Genomic DNA, 22015 nt, shown 5'->3' on the forward strand with positions numbered 1-22015 from the left:
CGGGTTAATAGAAATATTGCCCGGGGCTTTCTACTTTCTGTCCCTCACATTTGCTTAAGACAGAAAGCCTTAAGCACCCGCGCTTATAATACTCCTCTCCCTCAATTTTTAAATAACAAGCATAATGTAATTCCCAATGCACTGTTTGCAGGGTTTCTGGAATAACGCTCGCACTTTGTAGTCTTTTTAAATAACAGTTCGCTTAACAGAATATTATTACGCGCTCCCGTAAAGGCGGTGATTTACGGTATTTTATTCCCGGGCAGGCGTGCTGAAATGCCCGTATTGCATATTCTTATGAAGAGAGAACGCGTGCGGCGGGCCAGCGGTCCTGAAAACTATCGGGAATGATAGTATACCCCACGCCCGTACACCCTTATCATCTCTCCCTTATGTCTGCCGAAAAGGCGAAGACGCGCTTGCGCGCCGCCCGGCCAGGCCTACCGACAACCACAGCCGGAAAATACAGAGAGTCACAGTGGATAACCTCATTACCGCGCCATTAACAGGACAACACGAGACGCCGGTGAACTTGCCGGGGTTAATGCAGGTGCTCAGCAAACACCTTTACTCCACGCCGATGGTCGCCATCCGTGAACTGGTACAAAACGCGCATGACGCGATTGTCAGACGACGACTGGAAGAGGGCGCTGCGGACCGGCTTGCGGAAATCCGCGTCACGGGCGATACGCAAAACCGCACCATCGTCATTCATGATACCGGCTCGGGCCTGACGGAGCAGGAGATCCACGATTTCCTGGCGACCGTCGGCGTAGGCTATACCCGCCATCTGCGCCAGCAGGATGACGACACCGGGCTTATCGGGATGTTTGGTCTCGGTTTCCTCTCCGCATTTGTGCTGGCGGAGCGGGTCACGGTACACACCACCTCCTGGAAAACGCCCGATGAAGGCTGGCTTTACGCCTCCGCCAGCGGCGAAACCTACAGCGTAACGCCTGCGAGCCCACGCGAGCCGGGCGCCACCGTCACGCTGCATCTGAAAGACGAATTCTTATACCTGGCGAATAACAAGCTGCTCGGCGACGTGCTGGGCCGCTACTGCATATTAATGAAAGAGCCGCTGTTCGTCGGTGACGAGCAGACGGCGGTAAATCACCTGACGCCGCCGTGGCGCGCTACGTCGCAGGAGGGCGTGGCGCTGCATCCGGCGCTGCGTCAGAAGCAGAATATCGAATTCGCCAGCCGCTTCGAGCGCGCGTTTACCCCGCTGTGTACGTTGCTGGTCGAACCTTCGGGCGACAGCGACGCAGTTGGCATGCTGTGGCTGCAGGATGGCGCGACGTATGGCACCAGCGATAACCGCAATCTGTCGCTGTTCCTGCGCGGCATGTTGCTTGACGATCAGGCGCGCGAACTGCTGCCGCCCTGGGCTGGTTTTGTCGGCGGCGTTATCGAGTCTAACCGCCTGACGCCGACCGCCAGCCGCGAGGATTTGCAGCGCGACGTCACCTGGTACGCCACCCAGGCGGCGCTGACCGAGGCGCTGATTAACGGCCTCGCAGAGCTCGCCAGACAGCAACCCGCCGTCTGGCGTCGCGTGCTGGTGCGTCACAATGAAGCGCTGCTCGGCGCGGCCATCTGCGACGATCGTCTGTTCGATCTGTTAAAGGATGAGTTGCTGATCCCGACCTCACAGGGCGATCTGCCAGTGAAGGCGCTGCGCCAGAACAACACGCTGCATGTCATGCTCAGCGAAGAAGGCGGCTTTGAGGAGATGCTGTTCCGTCTCTCCGGGCGTCCGGTCGCGCTGGGCTATCGTTACGCCGTGGTCCCGTTCCTGCGCCGCTGGGCGACGCTTTATGGTGCGCGCCTGGTGGAAGTGGGCACGTCGGCGGGTAACGAGCAGCTTTTTGCGCTGCATGACGTCAGCGAGGAAGAAGCCGCCTGGTGGAGCGAGCAGTTGCGCGACGACGAGGAGTGCGTGATGTCCTCGTTTGAGCCCGCGACGCTGCCGCTGGTGATGGTGGTCAACCGCGACGCCGAGCTGAAAGCCCGGCTGGAGCAGGATGATGCCGATCGTCGTATGAGCACCGCCGCGCTAATGCTGGCGCGCCAGTTCGCCAGCAAGATAGAACAGCAAGCGCCGGTACGGCTCTACATCAATTTTAATAATCCCGCGGTAAAAGCCTTATCACAGGCCTGGCGCGCCGGGCAGCCCATTGCGCCCGGCGCCACGCAGCTGCTGAAAAGCCTCAAAATTATTCTTGCTCTGGCGACGGGAGATTCCCGTGAGTATGACTTCCGTCAGGCGCTGGAGACATTCAGTTGCATCACTGCGCAACTTATTACACCGACAACAAAAGGAAGCAACTAATGGATATCTGGGCATGGTATGAGCAATATCAGCGGGACCTGGAAGAAGCCGGTAAACCCTGGATAACGCAGCATGTCGATAAACTGATCGATTCCGTTGTTGAAGTGCAGACCGGTAAAACCGAAGCGCTGTTGCCGGAAGCGCGCGCGCTGAAGAAAACTTCAGGCAATCCGTGGATCGAAGTCATGGTCGGCCACTGGGAGATGCGCCACCGCATCGGCAACCTTGGTGAAGGCGAAAAAGCGCTGGGCGACGTGGTCGCGCTGTTTGAACGCGCCCATCAGGCCGATGCCGCGGAGTGCCCGCAATCCATTTGCGTCACCCAGGATCTCAGCGCCTGTTACAGCAACGTCGATGGTCCGGGCTGGGCGGATGAACGTATCGCCGTCTGTCAGGAGACGCTCTCTAAAATCACCCCGCTGCGCAGTTGCTTTCTGTGTCTTTCGGAAGAGCAATTCTTTGCGATGATCGACAAAGGCGAAGTTGAGCAGGCGCTGGCGTTTGTTCATCAGCAGATGGAAAAACGCCGCGCGGCAGGCGAAGAAGATGTGAATGGTCTGAAAGAGAACGAAGCGCAGGCGCTGATGCTGCTGGGCCGTTATGACGAAGCGCTGGCGATCATCGATCAGCTGCATGAAGAAGAGATGGAAAACAGCAGTGAGCAGACCCGCCAGGTCATGATGATGATGAAAGCGGAAGTCCTGGCGCTGATGGGCCGCGAAGAAGATGCCCGCGAATGGCTGTTGCCGTGGGATCGTCTCACGGCTTATAACCGTATGCGCTGGGTACGCGTGGTGGAGCAACTGGCGCGCCTCAACCCGGCATACAATAACTGGCAGACCGGCAGCGCGCTGCAACTGATCCTGGAGCAGCGTCTTGAAGCCCAGGCCTGGCGCGAAGCGGTTATCGTCGCGAAAACCCATATCGCGATGGCGCTGGCGCGCGGCACCACCTGGATCGCGCGTCGCGCGCTGTCGCTGGCGAAAGACTGTGCCGCCAGATTGCGCAACCCGCATGACGAAGATGCCGCCCTGGCGGCGTTCGAGCAGCAGATCGCGGCGATGGAAACCCAGGTCGAACTGCCGGTGCCAGCCGAAGCGCTGATGGCCTGGCTTGAGGAGCGCGGCGAGCAGGAAGGCGTCACGCGCGATCCGGAGCAGGAGGCCCAGTGGCTGATGCTGGCGTCTGCGCAGCGCCCTGACGACGAAAACCTGTTGATGCTCGCGGCCTCAGCGCTCGAAGCTTGCCAGGCGCACGGCGAAGCGACAGATCTGCTGCGCGGCTGGCAGAAACGTCATCCGCAGGAGGAGGCGTCGCCGCTGTTCCATCTGCTTTCCGCGCTGCTTAACGCGCGCCATTACGAAGAGATCCAGACGCTCGCCGACACCTATCGCGATGCGCTGCCGCATGTGGCGTTGTGGTTTGAAGTGCAGGTGGCGCAGGCGCAGGAAGACTGGGAAAAACTGGAAACCTTAAGCCAGGCGCTGCGCGCCACGCCGCAGGGCCAGCAGAAAATCGCGCCGCTGATGCTGGCAGGCCAGGCGGCGATGCGCCAGAAAGCGTACGACCGCGCGACAGCTTACTTTAAAGATGCTGTGGCGATGATGGACGCGCGTGAAGAGGACGCCAGTAACATCCTGTGGGATCTGCTTACCGCCGCCAGCGCCAGTGAAGACTGGACGACCGTGCGTGAAGCCGGCGCGCGTCTCGGCATGCAGTTCAGCACCGATGAAGGCCCGGTTGAGGAAGAGTGGGGCACTGTGCGCCTGCGTTTCTTCGAGAATCACGACGAATATTTCTATTTCGCCCAGCGAACCGGCCCGGTGACGGCGCGCGTTTTCCAGCCGTCATGGCGTAAAGCGCCGCAGCATATGAACGAGTCGGTGGTATTTGACGCTAACCTGCTCAACACGCCGCCGGAAGATGAACAAGAGCGCGCGAACTTCATTCCGCTGCATAACGTCGTGAAAACGCTGGCGCCGGGCGACTACGCGCCGAGCTGGTTTATCGACGGCGTCGATCCGGGCGAAGAGACGTTCAACGCGTTTGTGAATGGCGTGCGTCAGCGCGGCGGTGCCGTCTGGGTACATTGCGAATCGGATTACCAGGTCACGGATAGCGAAAGCGGAGAAACCCTGCCGGGCATCTACTTTATGCTCGCGATGCCGCAGTCCGTCTCGCCGCTGGAAGTGGATGCGATGCTTGGCAAACTGACGCAGGGGTGGAAACACCCGATCCACTGGCTGGATGTCGCCATCAGGGGCGGCCTTGATGAAACCCGTCACCGCCAGGTGATGGAGCGCTACCAGCTATAGTCGATATAACGGGCGGCGGTCAGCGCCGCCCGATTTGAGAATCCTCCGCTGTCTGCCTTTCTTTTCCCTCATTATTTTAAGACCAGTCAAACACAGGGCTGGCTTTATGAAATCACATCTTCACGCCTGGCTTTTCGCCGCGCTGTCTCTCTCCAGCAGCCATGCGCTGGCGGACGGTCTCGATTCGGTCTTTGACGATACGGTGAATGCCGTTACAGAAGCGATCAACGACGCGTATCGCCCGGATAGTCGCGACACGCAGGATAACCGTGACTACGACGACGAGAGCCGCACGCGTTATGACGAGAGTCATACACGTTATGAAGAGCGGCGCAGACGTCTGGAGGAGCGTCACCGGCAACTGGACGAGCGCCAGCGGCGACTGGATGAGGAACGCCGCCGTCTTGAGGAAGAAGAGCAGCGGCTGGATGAGGACGCGTATCGCTAGCGGCCGCTGTCGGCGATTTCCACATGGGTCGCGCGCGGGATAGCCAGCAGGCGATCGCCACAGGTGAGCAGCAGATCAATGCCAAGCGAACCCGCATGCAAGCGATCGGCGAGCTGTTCAATAATGCACTCCGGCAGTTGCGGCGCGATCATGCGCTCTTCCGCAATGCCCGCGCCCGTCAGGCGCAGCATCCGTCCACCGCTCAGGCTGTTGACCTGTAAAATCAGCGTGGCGCTGTGTTCAGGCGCAATGGCGCTGCCGTGGGCCAGCCGGTCGGGCAACAACGGGTTGAGGTTGTCATCGGCGACGGCAAACACCGCGTCGTCCGGCGTTTCGGCAATCCGCGTGCCGGTATGAAAGCGCAGGTTGGAGCGCACAATATCATTTGCCAGTGAAGGGGACAGCCACACGGGCGTATCGTTATCGGTCAGCGTGAGCAGCACGCTGGTGGTGGCCACGCTGAGTGGCTGCCAGCCGTGGCGAAGCAACTGCAGCGACACAATTACGCCAGGCTCGCTCATGGCCTTTAGCAGGCGACGAAAGCACTGTTGCGCATCGTGCACCGGTGAATCAAAGGCGGTATTTAACGTCATCAGGATCTCCATACTGCTGCGCATCGCGGCGTGACGTCAGCAGACGTTGCCGGATACAGGTTGCGGCACATCCTGACGGCCTAATATGACCCTAATGTTAAACAAACATGACAGGCCGATGAATTGTGACGCAATAAATGAAGGAGACGATCGCGCTGCCTTTAGCGGAATCATCGATGAGAGAAGGTAATATTCGGCTTAAGTCAGGTAAGAAAAAATAACACCGTCTGGCTTTAAATAAACAGAGCGCGCAGGTGTGGTTATTATTGTTCACTGCATGCACCGCTATTATATATTCGATTGCTAATTTTAATATTATATTGCGTGGCGTCTTTTTTGTATTTAAATGAGAGCCATTAATAATATTCTTAAAATAAACTGGTGAAAAGTTAAGCAGGGCTTAATTTGTGTGTAGGAGTTATTTATTCTGTTGATTTTAAAGGGGATTTATAGAAATGGCTTATCTGTTTTCTATTTTACGCCGCTTTCCTGGTTTTTCTCATTCTTTTTTTAGAATGAACGCGAAAATAAGGGCTGGATCGCAATAACGATAGCGTGGCGACAAAATGTCGTCTTTAAAAATTCAGGGATAAATCGGGCGGGCGCGCTATTTTATTCTGCCCAGAGCTCCGTCCAGTTGGCGTGCGGCTGTGTGGGACCCTGGGCTTGCCGCGCTGGCTGCCAGCCCAGGGGAAATGCGCTCTGGCGGAGCGTCAGCTTTTTTTGACGAACTCAGATTTGAGCTTCATCGGGCCGAAGCCGTCGATTTTGCAGTCGATGTTATGATCGCCTTCCACGAGGCGGATATTTTTCACCTTAGTACCGATTTTCAGCATCGACGAGCTGCCTTTTACCTTGAGATCCTTAGCAATTGTGACGCTGTCGCCGTCGGCCAGCAGGTTGCCGTTGGCATCTTTTACGACCAGCGCGTCGCTCTCAGCGGCGGCTTCGCCATCGCGCCATTCATGCGCGCATTCAGGGCAGACGTAAAGATTATTATCCAGATAGGTATACTCAGAGCCGCATTGCGGGCAGGCTGGCAGTGACATGGTTTCTCCTTAAAATAAACCAACGGGGCAGCAAAAAAAGGCTGCGCAAGAAGCGCTCGCTGACGCGACGCGCGCGAAGGGCGGGATTATACCCTAAAACCTTACCTTTTACGGGCCTGTTTACGCCTGGCACCTCGCCGCTTTGAAGCCGCGCTCACCTTTTTCCTGCCGGGATAAAACATATATCGTGATTTATTGCCAGGCGGTGTTATTCTGAAGCGGTTAATGTAGAGTCGTATTATTAAATCCATCCCCGGAAGTCGGCGCATTTTTGTCAAATGGTCGATGTGAGGATATATTCTTTCACTCTGAAATACCGGTTACCCTCTGGTATCAGAGCGTGATTATTTGGTTTCCTGACGAAGATGAAGGTTCAGAAACGTTTCTCATCGTCTCAAACTTATTTTACCACAACGATGGTATGGCATTTTTTTACGCCAGTTTTCCATCGGGTATCGTTGTGAAACGCAGGATATTTTCCACACGTAATTATAAAAGCCGCATTGAGCTAATAAAAAATTAAGGCAAAAGGTCATTTAATTTGTGTTAAGGAAAGATTTTTCATGCACACACAGACTGTATTTGAAATGAATCAGGAAGCGGAGCGGCTACTTCAACTGGCGTTGCATAATCTCAGCGCCATGAAAAAGGTGCCGCTGGCAGCGCAGGACGATCGTGGGAACACCGTCAGGCAGGCATGCGCAACCGTACATCCTCTTCATTTTTCCGTGCGGGGTATGGAGGCCCAGCAGGAGATGTTGCAAGCTGAGCTGCGAAAAACCACGCATCAGGAGATGGTGTTGGCGATTGTCGGCACGATGAAAGCCGGTAAATCGACCACCATTAATGCGATTGTCGGCAAAGAGGTGTTGCCGAACCGCAACCGTCCGATGACGGCGCTGCCGACGCTTATCCGCCATACGCCGGGCCAGAAGGAGCCGGTGCTGCATTTTTCGCACGCCGGGCCTATCGAAACGCTGATGCAGGCGCTGCGCGCGCGTTTACAAAATGCCTCGCGCGACACCCTGGCGCGGCGTCTTGAAATCGACCGCGATATGGACGCTCTGCTGGCGCGTATCCTGAACGGCACGTCCTTTGAAAAACACTATCTTGGCGCACAGCCGATTTTTCACTGCCTGAAAAGCTTAAACGATCTGGTGCGTCTCTCAGGCGTGCTGGATGTGCCTTTTCCGTTTCGCGCTTACGCCGCCATTGAACATATTCCGGTGATAGAAGTGGAGTTTACCCACCTGGCCGGGATGGAGCGCGGGCTGGGCCAGCTGACGCTGCTGGACACACCGGGGCCGAACGAAGCCGGGCAGCCGCACCTGCAAAAAATGCTTCAGGAACAAATCGCCCGCGCCTCGGCGGTCCTCGCCGTGATGGATTACACCCAGCTGAAATCGACCTCCGACGAAGATGTGCGTCTGGCGCTTGCGGCGGTGGGCGAGTCGGTGCCGCTCTACGCCCTGGTCAATAAATTCGATCAGATGGATCGCAACAGCGACGATGAAGATCAGGTGCGGGCGCTGATCGCCGGCACGTTGATGAAAGGCGCTATCGATCCGGCGCATATTTTCCCGGTTTCTTCCATGTGGGGTTATCTGGCCAACCGTGCGCGCCAGGAGCTCGCACAGCATGGCTGCCTGCCGCCTCACGACGAACAGCGGTGGGTGCAGGATTTCGCCGAGGCGGCGCTGGGTCGCCGCTGGCGGAGCGCCGATTTCACCGATGCCGCGCACCTGCGCCATGCCGCCGATCTGCTCTGGGAAGATTCCCTTTTCGAAGCGCCCATTCGCGCGATTTTGCACACGGCGCACGCTCACGCTTCGCTCTATGCGCTGCGTTCGGCCTGCGCAAAATTAATTCACTATGCGCAATGCACCCGGGACTACCTGGACTTTCGCTGTCAGGGGCTGGATATCGCAAATGACCAACTGGTGGAGAGTATCTCTCAAATGAAGAATGACATCGCACAGCTACAACGTTGCCAGGCAGATGCCAGCAAAGCCATTCAGGAACACGTCGTTCAGGCGCTGGGGCGCGCTTCGGAGAATATCGCAGGTCACGAGCAAAAGGTGCTGGCGGACATCGCCAGTTATTTCGATACCGGCAACGTGCCGCCGCTTTCTCTTAGCAGCCCGGTACGCCGCGCGGTGACCTGGGGCCGCGATTTCGACGCGGGCAGCGAACAGCTGCATCTGGATCAGGAAAGCGACGCGCGGATGCTGCTGCATAAAATTCGCGCCTCCTGCGAGTTGATTCTTTTATCGGTACAGGAAAATCTGACCCGCGACCTGGCGACCCATTTCAGCGAACTGGAAACCGCCCTGGGCGACATCCTGCGCGCCGCGCTGGCGCCGCTGGAACAGCGCGTCACGGAAGGGCTGCGCCGCACCGGTTTTCGCGCGCATATCACGCTGCCGGTATTCCAGCGCAGCCAGCTTAACTTCAACGCGCACCAGCTGTTTAACGATGTGATTGAAGAAGAGAGCGTGCCGGTCGCCAGCGCGCCACGCAACAGCGGCGTGCGCGGCACCGTGGCCCGCTGGCTGAACAGCAGCGATTTGGGCTGGGAAGATTGTACGGCCATGCGCTCGCGCTACGTTATCGACCTGCCGCAGCTCAAACAGACGCTGAGCCGTTATGTCAGCCGGTTCTGTGCGCAGATCCGCCAGGCGATGAACGCGCAGGTCGATATCTCCGTGACGGCGGGCATGGCGACGTTTTTCGCGGAGTTCCAGATGGCGATGGCGGCCATTGAGGCGAACCTCAGGCAGAGCCTGACGGCGCGCCAGCAGAGCGAGTCATCGCGTAACGCGCTGCGTGAGCAGCTTCAGCAGTGCGCGCGAACCGCGCGCGACATTAATGAAGATGCCCGTTCGCTGCGTGACGATATTCAGACGTTGTTTTCCGTGGAGCACTGAACGCCATGAACGGTTCACTCATTGAAGGACCGGGCCGACATTTACACGCGCTGCGCGGGCGCCTGATGGTGGATCTGGCGAAAGGGCCGGAAGACGAGCGCCACTGCCGCCCGCACCCGCAGCATCAGAAAGTGCGCGAGCGGCTGCAAAAATCGCTGGTGGTGGCCGAGCCGCCTGCGGCGACGCCGGAAATCCTGGCGTTAAACATGCTGGCGACGCTTGCCCGTCAGAGCCCGCCGGGGCATCTGGCGCTAAGCCTGACGGCGCAGACGCTGGCCTTTCGCCGCCAGCGACTCAGCAAAAAGGGCGCGTCGGCGCCCTTCGCGCAGGCGCTCGACGTCATGGCGTGCCAGTACCAGCACAGCGCCGCGCGGCTGGAGTCGCAATTGCGTCAGAGCGATTTAATGGCGTCAGCGCAGCGTCATATCAGTGACGTGATGGCGCGCTGGAAAAGCGGTGAGTTTAACGGCTGGTCGCCCGCGGGGCGCTGCTATGTGGCGCTGGAGGAGCTGCGCTGGGGCGCGTTCGGCGACGCGTGGCGCCTGGGCGAGCCCCACCTGCGAAGCACGCTGTTGCCACAGGTATATGAAGAGATGGCGCTTCGGCTGGCGCAGAGCGTCAATGCCTCAGCCCATACGCGCCACTTCTGTCAGCAGTGGATGCATACGCCGCCGCAGCCGGGCCTGCTGGAACATAAAGATATGCTCTGCTGGCTGGGCGCGGAATATGACGAGGAACGCCATCCGGTGAGCTGGTCGATAACCCAGACATGGCAGAGCATGTCGCTTGGCATGCCGCGCATCTGCTCTGCACGGCGGCTGGTGAACGCGCTGGTGGAAGAGATTTTCCTGCTCTGAACAAAACACCCCGCCGGAGCGGGGTGTGGGGGTTAACGCGGCAGCGTTCCGACGCTCTGCGCTTTCTGCGCCTCCGGCACCTGTTTCGCCACATGCCGGGCATACAACGCGGTAATAATGGGCACCAGAATCGCCGTCACGATAACGCTCGCGGCCACCAGCGCCGTAGCCGACGCGGCCACCGGTTCAAACGCCGGGTTGATTTGCGCGATGATAACCGGGTTCGCCACTGCGGCACCCGCCGCTGACGACGCCGCCACGCCCGCCGTACCGTTACCGCCGCCCAGGAGTTTATCCGCCAGAATCAACGGAATGCCGGTGATGATGATAACCGCCACGCCCAGCAGGATCCCAAGCAGACCGGTCTCCATAATCACGCTCAGATTAATAGTATTGCCAAGCGCAAAACCAAAGAACGGGATCAGCACCGGCGTGGCTTTACTGAAGAACGCGCGCAGATCGTGGTCAAGGTTACCCAGCGCGAAGCCTATCAGAAACGGCAGCACCGCGCCGATGAAGTGATGCGGCTCGAAAGAGGCGAGGCCCGCAGAGCCTAAGATCACCATCGTCATCAGCGGACCGGACTCCAGCGACATCAGCACAAACGCGCCGGACTCTTCCTTCGTGCCGTACTGGTTCATCAGGCTGGCGTAGAGGCCGCCGTTGGTCATGTCCATCGCAGAGACGATAGCCAGCACAGACAGCCCGGCGAAAAAGCCGGTCTGGATGCCGGTATCCGGAATAAAGGACGCCGCAATCATCGCGACCAGCCAGGCCACGGCAATTTTGGTCAGCACCAGCGTGCCCGATTTACGGAGCACCGTTCCCGTCGCACGCAAATCAATGGACGCGCCAATACAGAAAAACCAGACGGCGAGAATAGGCACCGTTCCGCTAATCATACCTTTTGTAAACGAGCCGAAATAATTCCCGGTCTGTGGAGCCAGCGTATTTAAAATAGCCCCGAGTAACAGCGGGATAAGCATCATCCCTCCCGGAATGCGTTCCATAGTGGCTTTAATCTTCATCATAAACCTCAGCGGTATTATTCAGCCCCTGGCCGAATTAAGGTCAAAAGAGTCCCGCGATAAAAATCATGGATTTTCATCGTGTTAGTTCGTTTTTTTTGTGTAGCGCGGCAGCACAAAGGCAGCTGCGGCTATCATCAGTTTTATGAGTATGGAGAGTCGTCTGTCGTGACTTATCCCGTTATTGAAGTAACTGGTGCTACTATCTCTCTTGTGGAATAATGATTCAATAGAAATGAAACGCTGTTTTGGTTATCTTGATCACATTATTGATTCACGCATTTGATAGCATCAAACTCAGCGAAAATTTATGTAAATTCATTGTTATTTAATTTGGTTTTTTCACGCATATCATACCGGGGGCGACGTTATCCCCCCGTAACGTCACGAGGAGTCAGAATGGACGTTCGTCAAAGCATTCACAGCGATCACGCGAAAACCCTGGATACCGCCGGGCTGCGCAAAGAGTTCTTAATCGAGAAGATTTTTGTGGCTGATGAGTACACCATGACTTACAGCCATATCGATCGCATCATCGTCGGTGGGGTTATGCCGGTGAACCGCACCGTCAGCGTGGGCGGTGAAGTGGGCAAGCAGTTGGGCGTGAGCTATTTTCTGGAGCGCCGCGAGCTGGGCGTTATCAATATCGGTGGGCCGGGGATCATCACGGTGGATGGCACCCGTTATGAGATGAACAGCCGCGACGGGCTGTATGTTGGCAAGGGCGCTCAGGAAGTGGTGTTTGAGAGCGTGGATGCGGCGAGCCCGGCCCGTTTTTACTACAACTGCGCGCCGGCGCATACGACCTTTCCGACCAAACGCGTCACGCCGGCGGATGTCTCGCCGGTGCATCTTGGCGAGGACGTCACCAGTAATCGCCGCACCATCAATAAATACTTTATTCCCGATGTGCTGGAAACGTGCCAGCTCAGCATGGGGCTGACTGAACTCGCGCCGGGCAACTTGTGGAACACCATGCCGTGCCATACGCATGAGCGCCGCATGGAGGTCTATTTCTACTTCGGTCTCGAAGAAAATAGCTGCGTATTCCATATGATGGGCCAGCCGCAGGAGACGCGTCATATCGTGGTGCAAAACGAGCAGGCCGTCATTTCTCCGAGCTGGTCGATTCACTCAGGCGTTGGCACGCGCGCTTACACCTTTATCTGGGGAATGGTGGGCGAAAATCAGGTGTTCGACGATATGGATCATGTCGCCGTAAAAGATCTGCGTTAACGGTTCACGCGTTTACGCGCATAAAAAAAGCCTCGTCACTGACGAGGCTTTTTTGTGGCTTACGCGCCGCGTTTGTCTTCGGTATTTTGCTCAAAATCCGAGGCGTCGTGCCGTTCGTGAAGCTGCTCGTTAAGTGGCCCCCAGGTGCGGTTAACGATACGGCCGCGCTGTACCGCCGGACGTTGCGCCACCTCTTCGGCCCAGCGTTTCACATGTTTGTATTCATCAACCTGCAGGAACGTGCTCGCCTCATACAGCCCGCCGATAACTACATTGCCGTACCACGGCCAGATGGCGATATCGGCGATGGAGTACTCGTCGCCCGCGATAAAACGATGCTGCGCGAGCTGGCGATCCAGCACGTCGAGCTGGCGTTTGGCTTCCATCGTGAAGCGGTTAATCGCGTATTCGATTTTCTGCGGCGCGTAGTGGTAAAAATGACCGAAACCACCGCCAAGATAGGGCGCTGAGCCCTGCAACCAGAACAGCCAGTTCAGCGCTTCGGCGCGACCGGCAAAATCTTCCGGCAGGAAATGACCGAACTTATCGGCGAGATAGAGCAGGATCGCGCCGGATTCAAACACCCGTACCGCCGGGGTCACCGAGCGGTCCAGCAGCGCCGGGATCTTGGAGTTCGGGTTCACATCCACAAAGCCGCTGGAGAACTGATCGCCTTCGCCGATGCGAATCAGGTGCGCGTCATACTCCGCGCCACTGATGCCGAGCGCCAGCAGCTCTTCCAGCAGGATCGTCACTTTCTGGCCGTTCGGCGTGCCGAGGGAGTAAAGCTGTAGCGGATGTTTGCCGACCGGCAGCGTTTTGTCATGCGTCGGCCCGGCGACAGGGCGGTTGATGCTGGCAAAGGCGCCGCCAGATTGCGGTTCCCAGGTCCAGACTTCAGGTGGCTGATATTCGTTTTGAGACATAGTGTTATCCCGCGCGATAAGTAAGTAAAAAACCGGGCGTCCGGTTCGCGTTTTCGAGTGTAGCAGGCGGCGGCGTCTTCACCTGTTATCCGGTTGTGGCATTACGGGCTCAACAACCGGCGGCGATATAGTCGCCATTAGGACTAATGGGGATCACCGTTAAAAACAGCACGACGGCGAACAGCAGCAGCGCCAGCCCGCCGGCAATTTGCAGCAGCGCGGCGATACGCTGCGCCTGACGCGGCGTGGTTTGACCGCCGAACAACCTTGTGGTGGCGCTGCGTGCATACTGCACGCCGAGCGACAGCGCCATAATGGAGAGCGCCGTGCCGAGCGCCATCGTCATCACCGCCGCGATGCCCCAGCTCACCATGCCGAGCGCGTTGGCGAACAGCATAATCATAATGGCGCCGCTACACGGCCGCGCGCCGATGGCGAAAATCACGCCCAGTCGGGCGCGCCAGTCGCTGTCATCCGTCGTCTTGCCGACGCCGTGATGGCCGCAGCCGCAGTCTTCCGGGTGAGAACCGACCGGCGTCAGCGCGCGGATGTGCAACCGGGGGGTACGGAGGCTGCGCACCGCGCGCAGGAGCAAAAATAGCCCGAACGCGCCGATAAGCAGCGCGCTCGCTTTTTCGAGATACCAGCGGCTCTGGCTGAGATCGCCCGAGGCCAGGTTAAAACCTACCGCCAGGATAAACACAAACGCGATGGCGCTCACGCCCTGCATCAGGCTGCCTGCGAGCGGCACCAGCCGCGCGGCGAGAAGGCTTTCGCGGTTGGTGGCGAGGTAGGCGCTGACGATAAATTTGCCGTGGCCCGGCCCGATGGCATGCAGCACGCCGTAAATAAACGCGCCGCTGATAAGCCAGATACCGCCGGTGTATTGATGGTTATTGAGCTGTAAGAGATAGAGCACCAGATAACGGTGCAGGGCGATTTGCAGGCTAAATGCCCACTGAAGAAACGCGCCCCAGTGGCTCCAGAGTAAAAATGCCGCGCCCAGCGCGCAGAGCGTCAGCAGCAGCGCGCCAGGACGTTGCCAGCGGCGATTCAGAATGGCAGTCGACATGCGGATACCCCGTGAATAAGCATCCAGCAAGTATAACGATGTCAGCCGCAGAGGCCAGCGGGGAAGGGGCGAAGCGGGCAAAGGGACAGGGGTATCCAACAACGTTCGATGGTTCGATGGCGATCCCCGATCCCCAAAAGCAAAAACCCGCCTTTTGGGCGGGTTCTCTGAATAAGTGGTGCCCGGACCCGGACAAAACGCCGGGAGCGTTTTTGCACAGCGCGCCGCGCTGCCCGCAGGGCGAGTCGCAGGGATGCGACGAGTGAATCGAACGACGTTCGATGAAGAGTCCGGATCCCCAAAAGCAAAAAAACAGCCCGTAGGCTGGTTTTTCTGAATAAGCGGTGCCCGGAACGGACAAAAACGCCGGGAGCGTTTTTGCACAGCGCGCCGCGCTGCCCGCAGGGCGAGTCGCAGGGATGCGACGAGTGAATCGAACGACGTTCGATGAAGAGCCCGGATCCCCAAAAGCAAAAAACCAGCCCGTAGGCTGGTTTTTCTGAATAAGTGGTGCCCGGACTCGGAATCGAACCAAGGACACGGGGATTTTCAATCCCCTGCTCTACCGACTGAGCTATCCGGGCAACGGGGCGCATTAAACCGTAAAGGCCCGAAGGCGTCAACGGCTTTGTCATAAAAAATCCCTGAAACTGTGCTGACTGGCTGATTTTCAGGCAAAAACGGCCTGTTAGCGCGCCTCAGGTCAGGGCGCCGCCCTGACGGCACTGCGCGAAACGCAGGATATCTTCAGCGAGGCGACGAGCGGTATCCACATCCGCCTGGCTGCGCTTCACCAGCAGGCGGCTCAGGCAACCTTCCAGCACCAGTTCCATCTGTTCGGCGACCATCGCCGGGTCGTCCACCTCCAGTTGCGTCAACAGCTCATGCGTATAGTCATACGCGGCGCGCTTTTGATTATCCGCCAGCTGATGAATGGGGTGGGACGCCTCCGGGTAAAACGTACAGGCGGCGATAAACAGGCAACCCGGGTAGCGGTCCTGGCTGACGCAATCCGTCAGCGCCTGATAGCGCGCCATCAGCTTCTGCTCGGCGCTCAGCGTATCGTCATAAATCAACTGGCGGCGCCAGGCATCCACGCGCTGGCTTAAATAGCGCAGCGCGTCATACAGCAGCGCTTCGCGATCCGGCCAGTAGCGCTGCATCTCTTCCGCCGGACACTGCGCGGCAGCGGCCACCATTTCTGGCGTGGTATTAGCAATCCCTTCCTGTTCAAGCACATGCAGGGCCTGCTCCAGCACTTCTTCACGTTGCACGGTCTACTCCTCTCCGTTTAGCCCAACGGTTTCTCCCACCCAAGTGTTGTTTACCGCAGGCGATTGTGCAAATGCGTGGTGAATGCGGGCGCGTCCATAAAGCCGGTGACGCGGGCGTTCACGATTTCGTTGCCCTGTGCATCGAAGAAAATAATGGTGGGCAACCCGAGGACGTTAAGGCGCTTCAGCAGCGCGACATCCGCCGCGCGATTGGCGGTTACGTCGGCCTGTAACAGCACGGCGCCGTTGAGCGCGCGCTGCACGTCCGGCGCGCTGAAGGTGTATTTCTCAAACTCTTTGCAGGCGACGCACCAGTCGGCGTAGAGATCGAGCATGACCGGTTTGCCTTTCGCCTGCGCCAGCGCCCGGTCGAGATCGCCCACCGTAGCGATGCGCGTAAAGTTCAGATGCGCCTGCGTTTCTGCCGTGGGCGCGCCGAAGGCCCAGTCCTGCAGCGGACGGGCGCAAATCAGCGCGGCGCCCAGCAGCACAATTTGTACCGCGCGCATCCAGGGTTTAACGGCGCTGAGGCTCGTAATAAACGCCCAGCCGAAGAACGCGACGCCAAGTGCGCTCCAGAGCCGCAATCCCCACGGCTCGCCTAACACGCGCTCCAGCAGAAACACCGGCAGAGCGAGGATAACAAAGCCGAACGCGATTTTTACCTGCTCCATCCACGGCCCGCTTTTCGGCAGCAGACGGTTGCCGAACACAGTCACTAGCACCAGCGGCAGGCCCATGCCGAGCGCGTACAGATAAAGCGTGCCGCCGCCAAGCCACAGATTGCCGCTTTGGGCGATGTAAAGCAGGATGGCGCTGAGCGGCGCGGTGGTGCAGGGCGAGCAGATAAGCCCGGCAATCGCGCCCATCGCAAAGACGCCGCCTGGCGAGCCGCCGCGCTGGCGGTTGCTCATTAGCGTCAGGCGCGTTTGCAGCGACGCGGGCAGTTGCAGCGTGAAAAGCCCGAACATGGAGAGCGCCAGCAGGATAAATACCACCGAGAGCGTTACCAGCACCCACGGGCTTTGCAACGCTGCCTGAAATTGCAGCCCGGCGGCGGCGACAATCAGCCCCAGCGCGGTGTAGGTCAGCGCCATACCCTGAACGTAGACAAACGCCAGCAGCAATGCCCGCCCGGTCGAAAGACGTTTCTCGCCGCCAAGCACGATGCCGGAGATCAGCGGATACATGGGCAGCACACAGGGCGTGAAGGCGACGCCGATGCCAATCAGCAGCGCCCAGAGGGCGGAGAAGGGCAGCGTGGCGGCCTTTCTTCCCTCCTTGTCCCCCATGGGGGAAAGGGACTGGCTGGCATCAGGTTCCGCACGCTTTTCGGCAGGAACCGGGGGGGCGTCAGCGCTGTCGTGCGGCTCAACCGCGCTCAATGGCACGCTGCGCGTTTCGGGGGGATAACAAAAGCCAGCGTCGGCGCAGCCCTGGTAGGTGACGGTCAGCATCGCGCCCGTCGATGCCTGCTCTACCGTAAGCGGCACGCTGAGGCGGTCACGGTAAATCTCGCTTTTGCCGAAGAACTCATCTTCATGCCACTCGCCGGCGGGCAGCGCGGGGGAGGCGACGCGCGCGTTCGCGGGCGTCACGCGGATCTGCTGGCGGTAGAGGTAGTAACCGGGCTTAATCTGCCAGGTCAGCGTCAGGTCGTCTTGCTGCTGCTGAAAATCGAATGCAAAGGCCTGGTCTGCAGGAACAAATTGTGAGGCGTGTTGCTGGCTGAAAAGGCCAGCGGAGGCCTGGAGGCTGCAAAAAAGCAGGATCAGCGTAAGGATGCGTTGAGCCATGAGAGGTAGTCTTCGTCTCCGTGAATGACAGGTATGACAAGCAGTTCGGGCGTCTGGTAAGGATGATGGGTTTTCAGACACCTCAGCAGTGCCTGCTGGCGCGCGGTGTCGCTTTTCAACACCATCTGCACTTCGTACTCCTGCTCCAGTTTCCCTTCCCAGTAGTAGAGCGAGGTCGCGCCCGGCAGCAGCGTGACGCAGGCGGCGAGGTTTTCCGCCAGCGCTTTGGCCGCCAGATCCTGCGCGGTGGCTTCGTCCGGCGCGGTGCAAAGCACGACGACCGCCTCCGGCGCGGCGTGAGTAACGGTATTTTCATCCAGCATAGAGCCCTCCTGCCTGAAACGTTCAAACGGTTACTATACAACGGGCGGAGAGCGCGCGTTAGCGACGGAGTGTAAGCGTGGGTTTTGGCGCAGGAAAAGGGGCGCCGCAGCGCCCCGAAAAGGCGTTACAGCAGTACGCTGCCGAGCAGGAAGCCGAAGCAGACCGACAACACGACGCCGAGCGTGCCGGGAATAAAGAACGGATGGTTGAAAACAAAACGCCCGATACGGGTCGTGCCGGTGTCATCCATCTGGACCGCGGCCACCAGCGTCGGATAGGTCGGCAGAATAAACAGGCCGGACACGGCGGCGAACGAGGCCACGGCAGTCAGCGGCGAGACGTTGAGCGCCAGCGCCATTGGCATCAGCGCTTTAGCTGTGGCCGCCTGCGAGTAGAGCAGCGCCGAGGCGACGAAGAAAATCAGCGCCAGCAACCACGGATGGCCCTGAATCACGCTGCCTGCGGTCGCTTTGATCCAGTCGATATTATGGGAAACGAACGTGTCGCCAAGCCAGGCCACGCCAAGAATACAGATACAGGCGCTCATCCCGGCTTTAAATGTGCTGGAGTTCAGAATGCTGTCGGTTTCCACGCGGCAGATAAGCGTGATAAGCGTTGCAACGCTCAGCATGATGATAAGGATAGCGCTGGTGGTGTTCATTAACGGTTTCGCCACCAGACCCAGGCTTGGGCTGTTGATAATGGCGTAAGCCACCACGCAGACCACACCCAGCAGGAACAGCCAGACGGACGTTTTGGCACGCGGTTTGATTTCAACCTGCTTGTCGCCGCGCAGCTCAATTAATCCTTCCGACAGGCGCTTCTGATAAACCGGATCGTCAGACAGCTTTGAGTTAAACAGCACGGAAACCAGAAACGACATGACCAGTACGGCGGCGAGCGTGGACGGCATCACGACCATCAGCAGATGAATGTAGCTGACGCCGTGCCCTTCCATTACAGACGACATATACACCACGGCGGCGGAAATCGGCGAGGCGGTAATGGCGATCTGCGCGGCGACGACGGCGGTCGAGAGCGGGCGGCAAGGCTTCACGCCCTGTTCTTTCGCGACTTCGGCGATAACCGGCAAGGTAGCCAGCGAGATGTTGCCGGTGCCGGCGAAAATGGTCAGAAAATAGGTGACTACCGGTGCCAGGATCGTGATGTATTTCGGGTTCTTGCGCAGTAGCTTTTCCGTCTGGTTCACCAGGAAATCCAGCCCGCCTGCGACCTGCATCGCGGAGATGGCGGCGATCACCGCCATGATGATAGAGATAACGTCAAAAGGAATATTACCGGGTTTAACCCCGATGGCGGCGAGCACCAGCACCCCCAGCCCGCCGGCGTAACCTATGCCGATTCCCCCCAGCCTGGCGCCAAGAAAAATCGCCAGTAAAACGATGATAAGTTCGACAACTATCATGATGGCTTCCTTGATGGTTAATTATTGGATAATTAAAAGTTATAATTTGGTATCCATTAAACGAAAAAGGCACGTCCGCAGACGTGCCTTTTTAGTGTACCCCGAAAGGGGATTACTGTTCGCTTTCATCGGTATAGCGTTTTGCTTTGTAAGCCGGATGCATCAGGTTCTGGACAGAGAAGATGTCGTCCAGCTCCGCTTCCGTCAGCAGGCCGCGCTCCAGCACCACTTCACGCACGCTCTTACCGGTTTCGGCGCAAATCTTCCCGACGATATCGCCGTTGTGGTGGCCGATGAACGGGTTGAGATAGGTGACGATACCGATAGAGTTGTAAACGTAGCCTTCGCACACCTCTTTATTGGCGGTAATGCCGTTGACGCATTTTTCCAGCAGGTTGTAGCAGGCGTTAGTCAGGATGTGGATGGACTCGAACATCGCCTGGCCGATAACCGGCTCCATGACGTTGAGCTGTAACTGACCCGCTTCAGACGCCATCGTAACGGTGGTGTCGTTGCCGATCACTTTAAAGCAGACCTGGTTTACCACTTCCGGCACTACCGGGTTCACTTTGGCGGGCATGATGGACGAGCCCGCCTGCAGTTCCGGCAGGTTGATTTCGTTCAGGCCAGAGCGCGGGCCGGAAGAGAGCAGGCGCAGGTCGTTACAGATCTTGGAGAGTTTTACCGCCAGGCGCTTGAGCGAGCTGTGCACCATCACGTAAGCGCCGCAGTCAGAGGTCGCTTCAATCAGGTCTTCCGCCGGGACGACCGGCAGGTTGCTCACTTCCGCGAGTTTCTGCACCGCCAGCTGCTGGTAGCCGTCCGGGGTGTTCAGACGGGTGCCGATCGCGGTCGCGCCGAGGTTCACTTCCAGCAGCAATTCCGCCGTACGCAGCAGGTTTTTAGTTTCTTCGTTCAGCAACACGGTGAACGCGTGGAACTCCTGACCAAGCGTCATCGGCACGGCGTCCTGCAACTGAGTGCGGCCCATTTTAAGGATGTTTTCAAATTCTACGGCCTTGCGCTGGAAGCCTTCGCCCAGCTCTTTAATCGCGTCGACCAGCTTGACGATAGAGGCGTAAACCGCGATGCGAAAGCCCGTCGGGTAGGCGTCGTTAGTAGACTGGCATTTGTTCACATGATCGTTGGGGTTGAGGAACTGATATTCCCCTTTCTGGTGGCCCATCAGCTCAAGACCAATATTCGCCAGCACTTCGTTGGTGTTCATATTCACGGATGTGCCCGCGCCGCCCTGGTAGACGTCCACCGGGAACTGATCCATGCATTTTCCGTTGTTCAGCACTTCATCGCAGGCCGCGATAATCGTATCGGCAACTTTGCGTGGGATGGTCTGCAGCTCTTTGTTGGCCAGCGCTGCCGCCTTTTTCACCATCACCATGCCGCGAACAAATTCAGGGATATCGCTGATTTTGCTGTTGCTGATGTAAAAGTTTTCAATCGCTCGCAGAGTATGAACACCATAGTAGGCATCCGCTGGAACTTCCCTGGTACCCAACAAATCTTCTTCGATACGAATGTTGTTTAACATGTGAACCTTCTTACTTAAGCTGACTAAGATTGCACCAAACTCACAGGATATATGTGGTTATGGAAGTAAAATGACCGACATTTATGTCCTTAATCGGTCTGGTGCCCACGATCATATGCTGATGATAGCGAAAAGCCGTAACCTGGATCACTTATTCCCGGGCGCGCCTGACGACAATTATTAAACTGTGAAATATGTCACCGCTTAAAAATTTCCAGAAAAAATGTCCGTGCAAAGTGATTGAACTTTGACTAAGGCGTCTCCATCTCAGTGTATATGCGTTTGCACATCTATTTCTAAGGCGCCAGAAGGCGCCTGCTTTTTACAGGAGAACCCGGTGCGCTGGATACCCTTTATCGCCTTCTTTCTTTACATCTACATTGAAATTTCCATCTTTATTCAGGTGGCGCATGTGTTCGGCGTTTTTCTGACCTTACTGCTGGTGATTTTTACGTCGGTTATCGGGATGTCGCTGGTACGCAACCAGGGCTTTAAAAACCTGATGCTGATGCAGCAGAAAATGGCGGCGGGTGAGAGCCCGGCGGCGGAAATGCTGAAAAGCGTGTCGCTGATTATCGCCGGTCTGCTGCTGCTGTTGCCTGGCTTTTTTACTGACTTCCTGGGCCTGCTGTTATTGCTGCCGCCAGTGCAGAAACTCATTACTCTTCGCCTGATGCCGCATTTGCGCTTTAGCCGTACGCCGGGAGGGGGATTTGGCGCCTCTTCGCAGGGCGGGAATACCTTTGACGGCGAATACCAGCGCAAAGATGACGGTCCGAAGCGCCTCGAAGACCACGATCGCGACTCGCGATAAAAAATCCAAAAATTTTTTCTTTTCCCCCCTTGAAGGGGGAAAACCC

Annotated in this window: 17 protein-coding genes and 1 tRNA gene; 7 read left to right on the top strand and 11 right to left on the bottom strand. The window is 57.8% G+C overall.

The window, feature by feature from the left end; translation table 11 throughout:
- Positions 1 to 478: 478 nt before the first annotated feature.
- The 3 genes from AFK63_RS00955 to yjdP all read left to right on the top strand — a co-directional run bounded on the left by AFK63_RS00955 (position 479) and on the right by yjdP (position 5098).
- Positions 479 to 2335 carry an ATP-binding protein gene (locus AFK63_RS00955; protein ID WP_038867404.1) on the top strand — a complete coding sequence of 619 codons (1857 nt, stop codon included), beginning with the start codon at positions 479 to 481 and terminating at the stop codon, positions 2333 to 2335.
- Positions 2335 to 4650, top strand: a complete 2316-nt coding sequence (locus AFK63_RS00960; protein ID WP_038867406.1) for a hypothetical protein — start codon at positions 2335 to 2337, stop codon at positions 4648 to 4650. Before AFK63_RS00955 ends, AFK63_RS00960 begins: the two co-directional genes overlap by 1 nt.
- A 106-nt stretch (positions 4651 to 4756) precedes the next feature.
- The gene (yjdP, locus tag AFK63_RS00965; protein WP_038867408.1) at positions 4757 to 5098 is read left to right on the top strand and encodes a DDRRRQL repeat protein YjdP; all 342 of its coding nucleotides are present in this window, start codon (positions 4757 to 4759) and stop codon (positions 5096 to 5098) included.
- On the opposite strand, the gene phnH is transcribed toward yjdP, so the two are convergent.
- Positions 5095 to 5691 (bottom strand): phosphonate C-P lyase system protein PhnH, encoded by a 597-nt coding sequence (phnH, locus tag AFK63_RS00970; protein WP_038867410.1) that lies wholly within the window; start codon positions 5689 to 5691, stop codon positions 5095 to 5097. The genes yjdP and phnH overlap by 4 nt on opposite strands.
- Before the next feature lie 713 nt (positions 5692 to 6404).
- Positions 6405 to 6740, bottom strand: coding sequence for a zinc ribbon domain-containing protein YjdM (locus AFK63_RS00975; protein WP_038867414.1), 336 nt, complete (start codon positions 6738 to 6740; stop codon positions 6405 to 6407).
- Between the two features lie 563 nt (positions 6741 to 7303).
- Here AFK63_RS00975 and crfC point away from each other — a divergent pair.
- Positions 7304 to 9667 (top strand): clamp-binding protein CrfC, encoded by a 2364-nt coding sequence (gene crfC / locus AFK63_RS00980; RefSeq protein ID WP_038867416.1) that lies wholly within the window; start codon positions 7304 to 7306, stop codon positions 9665 to 9667.
- A gap of 5 nt (positions 9668 to 9672) precedes the next feature.
- Positions 9673 to 10524: a diguanylate cyclase regulator RdcB family protein gene (locus AFK63_RS00985; protein WP_038867418.1), complete on the top strand. Its 852-nt coding sequence runs from the start codon at positions 9673 to 9675 to the stop codon at positions 10522 to 10524.
- A 32-nt stretch (positions 10525 to 10556) separates the two neighbouring features.
- On the opposite strand, the gene kdgT is transcribed toward AFK63_RS00985, so the two are convergent.
- Entirely contained in the window at positions 10557 to 11552 is a 996-nt protein-coding gene (gene kdgT, locus AFK63_RS00990) for a 2-keto-3-deoxygluconate transporter (protein WP_038867497.1), read from the bottom strand.
- Between the two features lie 399 nt (positions 11553 to 11951).
- On the opposite strand from kdgT, the gene kduI reads away from it, so the two are divergent.
- A complete protein-coding gene (gene kduI / locus AFK63_RS00995; protein ID WP_038867421.1) occupies positions 11952 to 12788 on the top strand; it encodes a 5-dehydro-4-deoxy-D-glucuronate isomerase in 837 nt (278 codons plus the stop codon).
- A 59-nt stretch (positions 12789 to 12847) separates the two neighbouring features.
- On the opposite strand, the gene yghU is transcribed toward kduI, so the two are convergent.
- The 8 genes from yghU to aspA all read right to left on the bottom strand — a co-directional run bounded on the left by yghU (position 12848) and on the right by aspA (position 21155).
- On the bottom strand, positions 12848 to 13714 hold the full coding sequence (yghU, locus tag AFK63_RS01000) for a glutathione-dependent disulfide-bond oxidoreductase (RefSeq protein ID WP_038867423.1): 867 nt from the start codon (positions 13712 to 13714) through the stop codon (positions 12848 to 12850).
- A 109-nt stretch (positions 13715 to 13823) separates the two neighbouring features.
- Entirely contained in the window at positions 13824 to 14786 is a 963-nt protein-coding gene (locus AFK63_RS01005; protein WP_038867425.1) for a nickel/cobalt transporter, read from the bottom strand.
- 508 nt (positions 14787 to 15294) lie between these two features.
- Positions 15295 to 15370 (bottom strand) — tRNA-Phe (locus tag AFK63_RS01015).
- 114 nt (positions 15371 to 15484) lie between these two features.
- A complete protein-coding gene (locus AFK63_RS01020; RefSeq protein WP_038867430.1) occupies positions 15485 to 16060 on the bottom strand; it encodes a transcriptional regulator in 576 nt (191 codons plus the stop codon).
- 50 nt (positions 16061 to 16110) lie between these two features.
- Positions 16111 to 17856, bottom strand: coding sequence for a protein-disulfide reductase DsbD (locus AFK63_RS01025; RefSeq protein ID WP_038867432.1), 1746 nt, complete (start codon positions 17854 to 17856; stop codon positions 16111 to 16113).
- Positions 17832 to 18179: a divalent cation tolerance protein CutA gene (cutA, locus tag AFK63_RS01030; RefSeq protein ID WP_038867443.1), complete on the bottom strand. Its 348-nt coding sequence runs from the start codon at positions 18177 to 18179 to the stop codon at positions 17832 to 17834. Before cutA ends, AFK63_RS01025 begins: the two co-directional genes overlap by 25 nt.
- Positions 18180 to 18304: 125 nt before the next feature.
- Positions 18305 to 19606 carry an anaerobic C4-dicarboxylate transporter gene (locus AFK63_RS01035; RefSeq protein WP_038867445.1) on the bottom strand — a complete coding sequence of 434 codons (1302 nt, stop codon included), beginning with the start codon at positions 19604 to 19606 and terminating at the stop codon, positions 18305 to 18307.
- A 112-nt stretch (positions 19607 to 19718) separates the two neighbouring features.
- Positions 19719 to 21155 carry an aspartate ammonia-lyase gene (aspA, locus tag AFK63_RS01040; RefSeq protein WP_038867448.1) on the bottom strand — a complete coding sequence of 479 codons (1437 nt, stop codon included), beginning with the start codon at positions 21153 to 21155 and terminating at the stop codon, positions 19719 to 19721.
- A gap of 337 nt (positions 21156 to 21492) precedes the next feature.
- Here aspA and AFK63_RS01045 point away from each other — a divergent pair, with 337 nt between their 5' ends.
- Positions 21493 to 21969 (top strand): FxsA family protein, encoded by a 477-nt coding sequence (locus AFK63_RS01045; protein ID WP_038867450.1) that lies wholly within the window; start codon positions 21493 to 21495, stop codon positions 21967 to 21969.
- Positions 21970 to 22015: the final 46 nt, after the last annotated feature.

The sequence above is a fragment of the Cronobacter muytjensii ATCC 51329 genome, assembly GCF_001277195.1.
Lineage (GTDB): Bacteria > Pseudomonadota > Gammaproteobacteria > Enterobacterales > Enterobacteriaceae > Cronobacter > Cronobacter muytjensii.

Bases quoted from the DNA above. Each gene is read 5' to 3' on its own strand.
- AFK63_RS00960 (WP_038867406.1), top strand. From the start codon at position 2,335: ATGGATATCTGGGCATGGTATGAGCAATATCAGCGGGACCTGGAAGAA.
- yjdP (WP_038867408.1), top strand. From the start codon at position 4,757: ATGAAATCACATCTTCACGCCTGGCTTTTCGCCGCGCTGTCTCTCTCC.
- phnH (WP_038867410.1), bottom strand. From the start codon at position 5,691: ATGACGTTAAATACCGCCTTTGATTCACCGGTGCACGATGCGCAACAG.
- AFK63_RS00975 (WP_038867414.1), bottom strand. From the start codon at position 6,740: ATGTCACTGCCAGCCTGCCCGCAATGCGGCTCTGAGTATACCTATCTG.
- crfC (WP_038867416.1), top strand. From the start codon at position 7,304: ATGCACACACAGACTGTATTTGAAATGAATCAGGAAGCGGAGCGGCTA.
- AFK63_RS00985 (WP_038867418.1), top strand. From the start codon at position 9,673: ATGAACGGTTCACTCATTGAAGGACCGGGCCGACATTTACACGCGCTG.
- kdgT (WP_038867497.1), bottom strand. From the start codon at position 11,552: ATGAAGATTAAAGCCACTATGGAACGCATTCCGGGAGGGATGATGCTT.
- kduI (WP_038867421.1), top strand. From the start codon at position 11,952: ATGGACGTTCGTCAAAGCATTCACAGCGATCACGCGAAAACCCTGGAT.
- yghU (WP_038867423.1), bottom strand. From the start codon at position 13,714: ATGTCTCAAAACGAATATCAGCCACCTGAAGTCTGGACCTGGGAACCG.
- AFK63_RS01005 (WP_038867425.1), bottom strand. From the start codon at position 14,786: ATGTCGACTGCCATTCTGAATCGCCGCTGGCAACGTCCTGGCGCGCTG.
- AFK63_RS01025 (WP_038867432.1), bottom strand. From the start codon at position 17,856: ATGGCTCAACGCATCCTTACGCTGATCCTGCTTTTTTGCAGCCTCCAG.
- cutA (WP_038867443.1), bottom strand. From the start codon at position 18,179: ATGCTGGATGAAAATACCGTTACTCACGCCGCGCCGGAGGCGGTCGTC.
- AFK63_RS01035 (WP_038867445.1), bottom strand. From the start codon at position 19,606: ATGATAGTTGTCGAACTTATCATCGTTTTACTGGCGATTTTTCTTGGC.
- aspA (WP_038867448.1), bottom strand. From the start codon at position 21,155: ATGTTAAACAACATTCGTATCGAAGAAGATTTGTTGGGTACCAGGGAA.